Below are 12,751 nucleotides of genomic sequence, written 5' to 3'. Positions count from 1 at the left end.
ACCGAATACTTAGGTAGGCAAGATGGATAAGATTCAGTGTTTAGCAAATATAACTATATTTTATCAAAGGCTAAACATTAATGTATAAGGCTCGCCCAGCCAGGCCAAACCTGCCAGGTTCAGAGTCCAGTATCGCAGGAATTCGTGCGTTTGAATCGCACCTCTAGCACTAATTTTTTATCTGCTTTCTTGTGAGCTTAAGCCTACTTGAGCCAGATTATCTTTTTCTGTCACTGTAAATTTCATAGTAAATTCTGTGCCATTGTTCCTTTTAAGTTCAAGCTCACCATTCATTTGATCGATAAGGGAAGCTACCAGTTGCATGCCAAGACTACCGAGATCTTCAATATTAAGATTGTCAGGAATGCCTACACCGTTGTCTGAAACGGTTAGAATGAAGTTGGTGCTCTTACAGTTTTCACTTTCAAATTCTGTGGATTCTTCCCTGTAAAGTTCAATTCGAATTTCCCCTTTGTCTCTTCCTATAAATGCATGTTTGAAGGAATTGGAAACAAGCTCATTAACAATCATTCCTAACGGGACAGCAGTATCCATATCAAAGAAAACATTCTCTTCAAGATCCATGCTTAAGCTGATGTCAATATCTCCAAGACTGTATGTATGGAAAAGGTTCTCAACAAGCTCCCTAATATACGGCGAAAAGTTTAGTGTCTCAAGCCCTCCACCTTTGTATAATTCTTCATGGATAAGAGCCATGGATACCACTCTATCCTGGCTTTCCCTGAAGGCTTCCAGAACTTCCGAATCCTTAATGTTCTCCCGGTTTCTGAACTGTTCAGCCTGGAGGTCCAGAAGGGAAGAAATTACCTGAAGGTTGTTCTTAATTCTGTGATGGATCTCTTTTTTACGGGCAGCTTCGATAATATTAAGAGCTTCTTCAGCTTCTTTTCGCTTGGTAATATCGGTTAGCATGCTCATAGCACCTATATACTTACCTTCCTTATCAAAAAGAGGTTTAGCATTTAGAAATGTCCAAAGGGATGAGCCATCTTTACGTATTAATTTTAATTCATAACTCTCACTTACTCCCCGCATCCTCTTTTCTAGGTTCATTTTGACAACAGATTTACATTCTTCACTGATGAAGCTCCATATTGGTTTACCTATAAATTCTTCCAAAGTATACCCGAGCATGTCTACCATTTTCTTGTTAACGTAAGTGATTATGGATTCTTTGTCAGTTATGAGTATAATTTCATTTGCTGTCTCAACGATATTTCGGTACTTTTCCTCACTATCCCGAAGTTTTTCTTCTGCTTGTTTCCTCTCGGTAACGTCAATGTCCATCTTGAGGATCATGGGAGAACCATCAACATCAGTAAAGGGAAAACTGTAGATATCAATCACGCTTCCTTCTGGAGTGGTAACTTCCCATTGATGGGACTGACCGGTTTCAAGCACTTTGTACGATTCACATAACTCACAAGGCTGGTTACTCCCAAAACAACGTTCATAACAGTGCCGACCTTCTGACTCGCCGAACTTTTCACGGAAACTGCGATTGGCAAAGGCAATGTGATGGTCAAGTGTTAACAGGCATATCATTACCGGCAGTGTTTCCAGCACATCAAAGAGTCGCTGCCGTTCAGACTCGACAGCTTCAGCAACCTTCCAGCTCAATTCAGTCTCGCGCAGCATCTCCTCAACCCGTTTAAGCTCAGTGATATCGGTTTGCACTCCATCCCACACCGTTCGGCCATCAGGCAGCCGGCGAGGACGGGAATGCAATCGCATCCACTTAACCTGGCCATCGGGAAGCCGCATAGGTGTTTCCATATTAAAGTCAGACAGCTCGCGGGCACTGCGTGCCTCAGCTTCGACGAGTCGTGCGAAATAATCAGGTGGGATTTGCCGGTGTAGCGTGCCCGGATCGCGAAGCACATCTGATACTTTGACGCCGTTGAGCTTCTCGATACCTGCGCTGAAGTACAGGAAATGGACACTGCCGTCGAGCTCGTGGGCATATTGATAGACTGCGCTGTCTGGCAGGTTATCGCCCAAAAGGCGTAGTCTTTCCTCGCTTTCCCGCAACTTCTTTTCAGCCTTCTTTCGCTCAGAGATATCCCTAATAACCATGACAACTTTTGTAAGGCCATTTTTATCTTTGAATAATGTACTCGATATCTCACTTGGGAAGATAGTACCATCTTTCCGTTTGTGATTAAGTTCTCCCTTAAACCTGCCATTCCTGGCTCTTTCATCCAGGACAGACTTAAGCCTTGGATCAGATGTATCCACAGTACCGTTTCTTCCAGCCAAGATAAGCTCCTCTTCTGTCATCCCAAACATTTGGCAAGCGGCTGGATTGGCTGCAAGAATAGTCCCATCTGGAATTGTAACAAAAATGCCATCAAGACTATTATCAAATATTGCCTTATATCGGCTTTCACTCTCTAACAGTGCCTCTACAGCTTTCTTTCGCTCAGTGATATATCGGATGATAGTGACTGTTCGAGGCTCCCCATTGCTATTCGTAAAGAAACCAGTGCTTACCTCTCCAAGGAATGTAGTTCCATCCTTGCGCCTGTAAGTAAGCTGAGTTCTTGCTGATCCAGAGTGAGGACGTTCATCCAATAAAACTGATAGCTTCGGTTCTTGCAGATCTAAAATTTCATCGCATTCTTTGCCAACAAGCTCTTCTTCCGTCCATCCGAGCATACGGCAAGCTGCTGGATTAGCTAATAGGATTTTCCCATCATCTCTTGGATCGGTCAGGATAATACCATCCATGCTATGATCGAATATCATCCTGTAGAGCTCTTCGCCCCCCTGCGATTTCTGATCTATACTACCATTTTTCATATTCTTCTCTGGCATGGATAAAGAGTCAAAATCCACATCAATATTTTTGTTTTATCTAAGCGTTCAAACTTTATCAGTTTTAATCCATTCACAAAAACAAATATTATAGTTTGATACCTATATACAGACTTTTTTATAGAGACGATGTGATAAATATCTTATCTATTAGATTTACTGGAATAAGTCCATATTTCATTTTTTATGCTTGAGAACTTTTTTCAAAGAAAGTTCAAAAAATAAAACAATTTTTTGGATTAGTTAATATGCAAAAAGCAGAATCTACTGATTTCCATTTTTTCATGTATTTATATACATCTTTTCCATACCTTCAATTTTAAAACAAAGTGTTTTATCCCAATTATAGAACCAAACTTAATTTTAAGACACGCTCTAAAATTATTATCGTTTTTCACTTTTTTCGAATTAGCGCAGCAAGAAAATTTTTTAATCGGTGACCAATAAAAAGATTTATACTAAAATATTAATAGAGCCTATCCCAAAAGTAATATTATGTTGAAATTATAAATTTGACTTTATGTCACTCCGTGAAATCGATGACGTTCTATGGAACTCCATAGAACCTTATCTTCCTCCGCAGAAACCGCATACAGGAAGGCCGCGTGCAAATATGAGGAAGTTAATGAACGGTATTTTTTACGTTGTTATGACAGGTTGTACGTGGAAAGACGTTCCCAGGAAATATGGATCAAAGTCAACAGTTCATAGATTTCATCTATATCTGTGTGAACATGGTATTTATCAGAAGATTTTTAATGAGCTTTTAAACAAAGGTTACGATTTGAAGAAAATAGATCTTTCTCATTGTTTTACTGATACAAAGGATATTCCGGCTAAAAAAGGGGGAATATCGGCTACGATGGTCACAAAAAAATAAAAGGAATAAAAATAAGCGTTTTAGTAGATTTATAGGGCTTACCTCTCTCGATTGTCATTGTTCCTGCAAATAAAAATGTTCTACACTTTATATACCTACACTTAAAAATTTCAAGATAAGAAGACCTATAGGAAGGCCTGTTAACAGGCCTTCCAAAGTAACAGCTGATGCAATGTATGATACAGCTAAAATTAGAAAATATAACAGGAGAAGAGGAATAAAGTCCAATATACCAGTAAATAAAAGAAATCGGAAGAAAAAGAAGAGAGGAAGACCAATAAAGGTTGATAAGGAAGAATACAAAAATAAAAGCATAGTAGAAAGGTTCTTTAGTTGGATAGAGTCATGCAAGAAAGTATTTCCGAGATATGAAATTAAAGAGACATCATATTTAGGAGTTTTAATGATAGCAGCAATAATTAGATTAAATGAGCTTTTGGGATAGGCTCGTTAATTAACCGTATATGGTATCTGTTTCTAACTCGCAAGTCGAATATGCTGGCCAACATCCTATTGGTCACATGATATAGTGCTAACTCTCAGTGTAATAACCATGATACCCAGAGGCGAGGTTTGTAGCACCTGTAGCTCTCACAGAATAAGTATTGAATTCATAATTACTTGCCGATGAATAAGGACCCTAACCATTATCCTTATACAAATCTGCATCTACATCTATTTCCGGTACTTTTGTATATGGAGTTGGAAGCACCATTTTGGTATATGCGTAATAATAAGCATCATCAGAAATTCTTTCATAAACATGATGGTCGCATTCATAATCAGTACGTGTTCCATTTATAGTCGATTGACTGCCACCATTATTTGAACTTACAGATGACGATGTTCGATTGTCATTCGTTTCCACGTTTGTTGACCAAGTCTTTGGTGTTTTCTTAAGCCGTGCTACAGTATCTTTAGGAAGCTTTTCCAACGACCCGGGATATACCTTGTCCATATATTCAGCAACTGTTATATTTGTATTCCAGACCTCAGCTAAAAGCGTACTGTTATTACAGGAAAAATGATATGATTGTGAGAGCATGTGTGGTGTAATTTCTGCCGATATACATGCAGGTAGTGTTACATTATTGCTGTTTATATGTACCTCTGATGTTTGTTTAAAATCAACATCCATTTCAAGTTTATTTATCTGATCCACTATTGAATCTATATTATCGGTGCTTTTCTTAACATCATCCCATGACGAGCTTTTGTCTGACACTACCGAATTGTAATTTTCGACAGCTTTTTGCAACTGACTATTCAATTCTTGTGTTGACTGGTCTGTATTCGTATTTGCTAGTGTTAACGGGACTAGTAAACACAAAAAAACAAACAATCCTATGAATACAATCCTATATTTCATCTTGTATCTCCGAATATCATTTATTTGGATATATACACTAATCTTCATTTAATTTTCAAATAGTTAAAGTAAATACAATTTTTTCATAATTATGTCTGTTTTTTATTGAATAGTATGTTTTTTATTTATTGTGTTTGAAAAAAATACTATTAGCTATATATATAAAGATAAATATAGCTAAATATAATTCAAATACCATGAAGTTTAGACATAGATTAAAATGAAATCTAAAGCTTCATATTTAATTTTTTTTATATCCACATAAAGTTATTTGATATGGAGTCAAATAAACTAATTTAATTTTATTTTTGACATTCATAATACATAAAATAGTAAATTCATAATAAGTTAGCAAATAAGATTATATATAAGTAAGTCTGCCTTCGTAATAATACTATTTATATAAATATTACTTTAGAGGATAAGTATTGGAGTTTTGTGCACTAATTGTCCAAAAGTCCGGTAGCAGAGTTATTCTATTAAGTCAACAATTCTGATTCCGTTGCAAAAAAAATTATGGAAGAGATGTTCTGAAATCTAAAAAATTACAAAATACTATAGTATGCAAAACTGACATGATTTTGTTAAAAATAGTAATACTAAAATTATTGCTTCTGTTTTATCATCTGATTATTATAGAGCTCATCCCAAAAGTAATATTATAATGGAATTATATATTTACTTTTATGTCCATTCATGAAATCGATGACTTTCTATGGGAATCCATAGAACCTTATCTTCCTCCACAGAAATCACCTACAGGAAGACCAAGTGCAAATATGAGAAAGTTATTAAACGGTATTTTGTACGTTGTTACGACAGGTTGTACTTGGGTAGTACGAATACCCTCAACTCAAACTAAAACCCAACACAGAGCATTAAATTTGTTTCTTGTTTTTGCTGGTGTAATGGTTTACCATCAAATCCAATTTCAATTTCGTAAGGATTTATTTCTTTAAACTCCCTTTTTCTGAAAAATGCCAAGCTTAACCTGACGGCAGTGTCTTGAATTTGCTGTAAATTTGAAGTCAAGTTTTTACGTACTATGTAGATAATTGATCTTTCGAGATGGAATTCTCTACTCAATAACTTTTTGATATTTCTGATTTTACAGAAAAATTGGCACACTGCCTACCTTCCTGCCTTCACATGCGTTGCGTTTTTTGAGTTACCTATATTCCCGCACTAAATTTTTATAGATACTTTTTTGCGATTTTAAGCCGGCTTGAGCCAGATTATCTTTTTCTGTCACTATATTCGGCCTAACATTTGAAAGAATTATTTAAGTTTAAAGTTCCTGTTCAATAACTTAGGGAGATGACCCGATTTTTAATGGATCGGCGATCACAGCACCGATTAACAACCCCGTAGAGATCGCCACAAAGGTCAGAGCTACCTGGATCAGACTGGCAATGGAAGGGGAATAGCTCTGTCCCACTAATGCAGCTAAGCTGAGAAACCCAAGTGATCCTGGAACCAGAACCCAGAATGCAGGTATTATAGACACATAATACGGTGTTCTAAGTTTAGATCGTTCCAGAAAAGTCCCTATCATTGTCATGATGATGGAACCTGTGAAAGCTCCAAAAAGTCCCCCCAAAAAGTAGTTACCTGCTTGCTGTCCAAGAAAAGTGGTTAACAATACAATCAAAACCCCTAACATGTCCTTGTTTCTTATGCACATCAAAAGGTACATCCCAAGGGTGAAAATAAGAACCCCAATATAGGGAGCCCACCAATACAAAGGAGTTGCCGTATTGGCTATTATGTAGTCTTCGGGCAAACCTACAACCTGGAGGCCGATTATCACTCCAAATAAGAGAAGTAGCAGTATTACAACTCCCTGAACCAGGCGAGCTGCACCAGATACCAGATTGTTTGCTGCCAGTTCAAACATTCCCGTAGACAGAACTGCTCCGGGAATGAAGTAAGCAAGTGCAGGAACCATTATGGTTAGAGACCCATTTATAATTCCCTGTTTAATACCGAGAAAGAATATCGTGGAAACAAAAAAGGCCGTTAAAACAGGCAGGATCAGAGTAAGTCTTGTTTTATCCTTGGAATAAGCCAGTATAAGTCCAGCTATGGCTCCTAATGCTCCACAAAAAAATAACCCATTAAAAGTTGGTAGAAAGAGCATCCCCAGGCCTGTAGAAAACATTGCGTAACCTAAAATATTTTTGATATAATTATTTTGGCGCTTAACATTTATTATTTCATTAATACGCCTTATTCCCTGTTCAGGCGTTATTTCAGCATTTTCTGCCTGGTTGATCAACTCATATAATTTTGAAACCTGGTCTAAAGGAAGTACTCCGGGTTTCTGCATGGTGACTTCCAGAGCCTTTGAATCGCCATTTGCAATCTTTATGATTAAAAAAGTAGGTAAACTAATAACCTCCTCAGCTTTGAAACCATAAGCCTGGCATATTTTTTTCAAAATTGATTCAATAGACATTACCGCAATTCCTGCAGTAGTCAGAGCTCTGGAAAGCTCTGTGAGAAATTTCAATAGTTGATGAGGTGGCTCATTCTTCTCTGAAATATTCAAAGAGTTTGTGTGAGATGAATCAGTACGTAGAACCATTTTATCAATTCTTGAATATATTCACTTTGAATTTTCGGTGTGTAACGCATTCCCCTCTTCTTTGCAAAGCCATGGGAAAGATCCAAATAACCTCTTCCATAAAGGTGGTCGTGCTGATATGCCAGTTGCTCCAGTTAGTACTTGAAGTACAAATCAAGCATATTAGGCTTTGTGACTGAGTTAGTGTTTGAGATAATTAATGTTTTCACGCTATCGATCTTTAATCTAGCTTGGATATATTGGATTTTTATGCAGAAGGCAAAAGCAAATGTAGAAGTATCAGAGACCAAAAACGATGTTATTCAATTTTAACCAAGCGCTCTAGAGTAAAAATTACTTGAACCTCCTCCAAAAGCGCCATCTGGAAAAACATTGGTCTTTAATAAATACTGTGGAATGTGATATTCACTGCCATCACATTATTATATGTTTTTAATTTGGAACTTGACTTATTCATATTTACACCCGATCTGTTTTGTTAAAAAATCTCATAACCAGTGGTCCAGATTTTGGGAGGGGTCAGGTTGAATTATTGTAAAAAGTATATAAAAAAAGTTATATCCAAGCCTCACGTTTACGAATCCTATGAAAAAAAAGTTTTCCAATAAAGTCCTCATTATTGGCTATGGATCAGTTTCACAATGCACCCTGCCCCTTTTACTGGATAAACTCGATGTTCTGTTAGAAAACATTACTTTGATTGATTTTGAAGACAAATCAAAAGCCCTAAAAAAATATACAAATCAGGGATTAAGATTTGTCTGTGAAAAAATTACCCCAAAAAATTTGGATCAAGTTTTGTCACGATATATGGAAAATGAAGGCTTGCTCATTGACCTTTCATGGAACATCGATGCCAATGAAATCATTAAGTGGTGTCATGATCACAATGTATTGTACGTTAACACGTCTGTTGAAGTATGGGACCCTGCTGAAAAATTTTTGACTCAAAGCCTATTGGAAAAATCGCTTTACATAAGGCAAATGAAATTGCTTGAACTTTCCCGTGATTGGAAAGATGCGCCGACTGCTGTTGTTGACCATGGCGCAAATCCTGGCCTGATAACTCACTTTGTAAAGCAAGGCTTGCTGGATATTGCCGCCCGCACCTGTGCTGATAAGAAAGTATCTCCCGAAGATGAACAGGAAATTGCCCTCCTTGCAAAAAACAAGGACTTTGCCCACCTCGCTAAGAAATTGGGAGTCAAAGTGATCCACTGTAGCGAGCGAGATACTCAAGTCGCAAACAGGGCAAAGGAAGTTAATGAATTTGTAGGAACATGGAGCATTGAAGGATTAAGGGAAGAAGGGACTGCTCCTATTGAAATAGCCTGGGGAACGCATGAGAGCAAATTGCCGCCCATGGCGCATATACCTCCTTACGGACCTAAAAATGTGGTTCTCTTGCCCCAGATGGGCATTAATACATGGGTCAGATCATGGATACCGGATGAAGAAATTGTAGGTATGGCGATCCGTCATGGCGAATCATATGGCCTTTCAAAACTGTTAACTGTTTGGGAAGACGATAAGCCAGTCTATCGGCCTACCGTGCATTATGCTTACATGCCCTGCCATGATACGCTTTCTTCTCTCTGCGAACTGCGAGGCCGGAATTATAAGCTTCAACCGAGACTTCGGATCATGACAAATGAAATCACATCTGGTGAGGATATAATGGGAGCACTCTTAATGGGCCATTCTTATAATTCCTGGTGGACTGGAAGTGCATTGAGCATTGAAGAGACCAGATCCCTTGCTCCCGGCCAGAACGCTACGACTCTTCAGGTAGCAGCAGGCATTGTTGCTGCTATACTCTGGATGCTTGAAAATCCGCGAGAAGGCATTAAAACACCTGAAGACTTGCCTCATGATTTTGTCCTGAATATTGCCAAACCATATCTTGGTAAATTTATTTCCACATCATCGGACTGGACGCCGCTTAAAAATCGCAAAATATTTTTCAAAGAAAGCCCGGCAGTAAAACACAATCCTGATCCATGGCAATTCGAAAATTTTCAATTCGTAAGTTAATTTCAAGTAAACTACCCTTCCAAGGGCAGACTTATGTCTGTCTAGGAAGAGTTCTTTTCCGTGCCTCTTCATTGAATTCCAAGAAGAAGGAACAAAAATCATAATAGAAATATAAAGAAAGAAACTGGAAAGATATAGAAAGAAACTGAAAATATAAAGAAAGAAACTGAAAATATAAAGGAAGAAACTGAAAATATAAAGAAAGAAAATAGAAAAATAAAGAAAGGGACGCTAGGAGAATTTCAGTCAAAATTTCCCGGCTTGTAATTAGCGTTCCCACTGCTTTATTAACTGTTATTTTGTTTATTAGAATCGCACATCTCGCACTAAAACCTTTTTGATTTTTCAACTTTGGTATTTCTTTTGTTTCTAACCCACTTTCCGCAGTAAATTTTCGTAAATTCATATTTTTACTGCTATTGATTTTCAATCAAACATGGATTTATTGGACTTTTATGTAATAGGTAAAAGCAACTATGTGGTGGATTTAGAGGCAAAAAACGATATCATTCAATTTTCACCAAATACCACTAAAAATCCAAATTATTTGCACCTGTCCAAAAAACGCTATCAGGAAAAATATTGATTTTCGAAAAAATACTGCGGAATGTAGGTTCTAAGTTTTAAGATTTAGATTATGTATTCATCAGAACTGATTTCATTGCTAGGAATGCATCAGTTGTTAAAATTAATTAAGATTTAGTAAGCAGATGCCGAGTTTTATGATAAATTTCCAAAGAATATACACCGCATGGAAATAGTTGCATAAACTATCTTTTCACAAAAAAAGCGGACAGTCTCATTTTTGTTTGTTGCGCCAAGAGAATAGATTAAAGGAATATAATGTTCAGCGGAGTTAACAGATAACAATGCGTCTTCTCCAATTAACTTGTAATTTACCAGTTTCAGATCATCTCTGGTTGTGACAAACTTTTTCACTTTCTCATCAAAACTTATTGCCCATTTATAAGGACTTTCAGATATATCTGCCACCATAAGATTATGAACGACATTGCCAGTACAGAAAATAAGAATTTCTTTTTCTCTTAATTTATAGAGTTTTTTTCCCAGTTCATAATGCTGTTGCATACTGAGCTTTCGATTTATACTCAGCTCAACTACAGGAATCTCAGCATTTGGATACATCTTAGAAAGTACACACCATACCCCATGATCAATGCCCCAATTAGAGTCGAAATTAACATCTTCAATTAGATTTTTTATATTAAGAACAAGTTCCTGTGAACCGGAACAATCATATTTTTTATCATATAATTGTTTAGGAAACCCATAAAAATCGTGAATTGTTTTGAGTATTTCGTTTGAAGTAACGCTAGTATCTTCTCTTTCATAGTGTGCAGATATGGCCAGTATTGCTTTAGGTTTTGGAATTTTTTTGGAAATATTTTCCCAACTTCTTGTAAACTCATTGTCTTCTATGGCATTCATTGGTGAACCATGACCTACAAATAATACAGGCATAATTTTTTCCATACATTAAACTCCGGTTTAATTATCTCTTAACTGTGAAAGACTAAAGCATTTGAGGTGAAAACTCAAGGTAAAATGTTTCAGTTCGAATTTATTTTTTTGAAAATTTGTGTTTTATTATTTTTTTGAAAATTTGTGTTTTGACACTCTCGCAATTGATTACTCCATAGAAATTGTTATTTACCAAGTAAATTCCAGAGAAATAAAAATCAAACAATAGTCTTAAACCTTAAGGGATTGAATAGATCAACGAATTTGTTTTCTTGACCATTAATGAGATCAGTAATTACCATGGCAGCAGTGGTGCCGTTTGACATTCCCCAAAATCCAAATCCAGCTGCTACATAAATGCCTTTTTGAGATGTCATGCCTATAAGAGGTAGACCATCGTCAGTAGTGCAGTCTTTACTGGACCAGCGGTATTCAATAGACTTAACATTAAGGTGTTGGCGTGCATAGTTTTCAAGCCGACCATAGTAAATATTTTTGTCAGCTACATCTACCGGACTGTGTTCTCCAGCAACAATGATCAGTTTACCTTTGTCTGTAAGGGTAGTCCTATAGGTGTGAACAGGATTGAAGTCTATAAACATCCCTTCAGGGAAATTGCCTTTAGCATATAATGCTAACACATAGGATCTTGCTGAATGCAAATGCCTGTAGAGTTGGTCGGGATCATATACTGGTGTATGTGTTGCAATTATTACTTGATCGGCTATTATTGAGCCCTGATCTGTTACTACTTCTTTGATTTCGCCATCTTTGACGGTGATGACAGAGGTATTCTCAAAGATATAACTTCCTTTTCCAGTTATATGTTTTGAAAGAGCCAGAAGATACTTACGCGGATGAAATTGGGCCTGATTCTCATATTTGATAGCGGGACCAGTTTCAAAGGGTAAAGGCACTTCTTCGGTGTAAGAAACTGGAAGTCCTAACTGTTTTGCAGCTTCAAATTCGCCTTTAATCTCATCAATTCTTTCACCAGACTCTGTGTAGATGTAAAGAGGAAGGCGTTGAAATTCACAGTCAATGTTCCACTTTCTTACAATATCAGCTATCTTTTCAACTGCCTTAATATTGGCATTAGCAAAATCCTGAGCTTTTGACTTACCTAATTTTGATACAAGATTCTTGTAGATCATATTAGGTGCCACACTTATCTTAGCCGTGGTTTTAACTGTTACTCCTTTTATGATCCGGTCTGCTTCTATTACCGCTACTTTGTACCCGGCTTCTATCAACAATGCTGCAGAAGTTATACCTGCAATGCCGCCTCCCAGAATCGCCACGTCAACTTTCAACCTTTTGTCAAGTTTAGGAAAATTTGTACCAGGAGACGTTTCTAACCAGAAAGAAATTTCTTTTACAGTGATCTTTTTCCCATATTCCATCCTCTGACCTCGCTGAGTTATTTATCTCTTATTGGATGATAAATAAGATTGGAAAGGCCCACTTAAATTACTCTGCAGCTTATATATTAAATAATTATAAAAACAAATCAAAAATATTTGAAAGAAAAATTTTCTATAATTTAAGCTGTAGATATATA

Annotated in this window: 9 protein-coding genes and 1 pseudogene; 4 read left to right on the top strand and 6 right to left on the bottom strand. The window is 36.9% G+C overall.

The window, feature by feature from the left end; genetic code table 11:
• Positions 1 to 177: 177 nt before the first annotated feature.
• Positions 178 to 2,838 carry a PAS domain S-box protein gene (locus MSBRW_RS10925; RefSeq protein ID WP_011307625.1) on the bottom strand — a complete coding sequence of 887 codons (2,661 nt, stop codon included), beginning with the start codon at positions 2,836 to 2,838 and terminating at the stop codon, positions 178 to 180.
• A gap of 520 nt (positions 2,839 to 3,358) precedes the next feature.
• Between MSBRW_RS10925 and MSBRW_RS10920 the strand changes: the two genes are divergently transcribed.
• Both MSBRW_RS10920 and MSBRW_RS20330 read left to right on the top strand, forming a co-directional pair.
• Entirely contained in the window at positions 3,359 to 3,718 is a 360-nt protein-coding gene (locus MSBRW_RS10920; RefSeq protein ID WP_011307626.1) for a transposase, read from the top strand.
• Between the two features lie 91 nt (positions 3,719 to 3,809).
• Positions 3,810 to 4,163, top strand: a complete 354-nt coding sequence (locus MSBRW_RS20330; protein ID WP_329957362.1) for a transposase — start codon at positions 3,810 to 3,812, stop codon at positions 4,161 to 4,163.
• Positions 4,164 to 4,358: 195 nt separating this feature from the next.
• Here the strand turns inward: MSBRW_RS20330 and MSBRW_RS10910 are convergent, their stop codons facing one another.
• The gene (locus MSBRW_RS10910; protein WP_011307628.1) at positions 4,359 to 5,087 is read right to left on the bottom strand and encodes a hypothetical protein; all 729 of its coding nucleotides are present in this window, start codon (positions 5,085 to 5,087) and stop codon (positions 4,359 to 4,361) included.
• A 686-nt stretch (positions 5,088 to 5,773) separates the two neighbouring features.
• Here MSBRW_RS10910 and MSBRW_RS23470 point away from each other — a divergent pair.
• Positions 5,774 to 5,911, top strand: a pseudogene (locus tag MSBRW_RS23470) (transposase); the annotation flags it as partial.
• A 34-nt stretch (positions 5,912 to 5,945) separates the two neighbouring features.
• Here the strand turns inward: MSBRW_RS23470 and MSBRW_RS23885 are convergent.
• Positions 5,946 to 6,071: a hypothetical protein gene (locus MSBRW_RS23885; RefSeq protein ID WP_268990331.1), complete on the bottom strand. Its 126-nt coding sequence runs from the start codon at positions 6,069 to 6,071 to the stop codon at positions 5,946 to 5,948.
• A 325-nt stretch (positions 6,072 to 6,396) separates the two neighbouring features.
• Positions 6,397 to 7,674 carry a threonine/serine exporter family protein gene (locus MSBRW_RS10900; RefSeq protein WP_011307629.1) on the bottom strand — a complete coding sequence of 426 codons (1,278 nt, stop codon included), beginning with the start codon at positions 7,672 to 7,674 and terminating at the stop codon, positions 6,397 to 6,399.
• 585 nt (positions 7,675 to 8,259) lie between these two features.
• Between MSBRW_RS10900 and MSBRW_RS10895 the strand changes: the two genes are divergently transcribed.
• Positions 8,260 to 9,708 (top strand): saccharopine dehydrogenase NADP-binding domain-containing protein, encoded by a 1,449-nt coding sequence (locus tag MSBRW_RS10895; RefSeq protein ID WP_011307630.1) that lies wholly within the window; start codon positions 8,260 to 8,262, stop codon positions 9,706 to 9,708.
• 720 nt (positions 9,709 to 10,428) lie between these two features.
• Here the strand turns inward: MSBRW_RS10895 and ygiD are convergent.
• Together ygiD and MSBRW_RS10880 are read right to left on the bottom strand one after the other, a co-directional pair.
• Positions 10,429 to 11,202: a 4,5-DOPA-extradiol-dioxygenase gene (ygiD, locus tag MSBRW_RS10885; protein WP_011307631.1), complete on the bottom strand. Its 774-nt coding sequence runs from the start codon at positions 11,200 to 11,202 to the stop codon at positions 10,429 to 10,431.
• 206 nt (positions 11,203 to 11,408) lie between these two features.
• Positions 11,409 to 12,593 (bottom strand): NAD(P)/FAD-dependent oxidoreductase, encoded by a 1,185-nt coding sequence (locus tag MSBRW_RS10880; RefSeq protein WP_011307632.1) that lies wholly within the window; start codon positions 12,591 to 12,593, stop codon positions 11,409 to 11,411.
• Positions 12,594 to 12,751: the final 158 nt, after the last annotated feature.

Origin of the sequence: Methanosarcina barkeri str. Wiesmoor (assembly GCF_000969985.1) — an archaeon.
Lineage (GTDB): Archaea > Halobacteriota > Methanosarcinia > Methanosarcinales > Methanosarcinaceae > Methanosarcina > Methanosarcina barkeri_B.
The sequence above is the reverse complement of the archived record's forward strand: the minus strand, read 5'-3'. Positions and strand labels throughout refer to the sequence as shown.

Coding starts and splice junctions, on each gene's coding strand:
- MSBRW_RS10900 (WP_011307629.1), bottom strand. CDS start 7,674: ATGGTTCTACGTACTGATTCATCTCACACAAACTCTTTGAATATTTCA.
- MSBRW_RS10880 (WP_011307632.1), bottom strand. CDS start 12,593: ATGGAATATGGGAAAAAGATCACTGTAAAAGAAATTTCTTTCTGGTTA.
- ygiD (WP_011307631.1), bottom strand. CDS start 11,202: ATGGAAAAAATTATGCCTGTATTATTTGTAGGTCATGGTTCACCAATG.
- MSBRW_RS10925 (WP_011307625.1), bottom strand. CDS start 2,838: ATGCCAGAGAAGAATATGAAAAATGGTAGTATAGATCAGAAATCGCAG.
- MSBRW_RS10920 (WP_011307626.1), top strand. CDS start 3,359: ATGTCACTCCGTGAAATCGATGACGTTCTATGGAACTCCATAGAACCT.
- MSBRW_RS10910 (WP_011307628.1), bottom strand. CDS start 5,087: ATGAAATATAGGATTGTATTCATAGGATTGTTTGTTTTTTTGTGTTTA.
- MSBRW_RS10895 (WP_011307630.1), top strand. CDS start 8,260: ATGAAAAAAAAGTTTTCCAATAAAGTCCTCATTATTGGCTATGGATCA.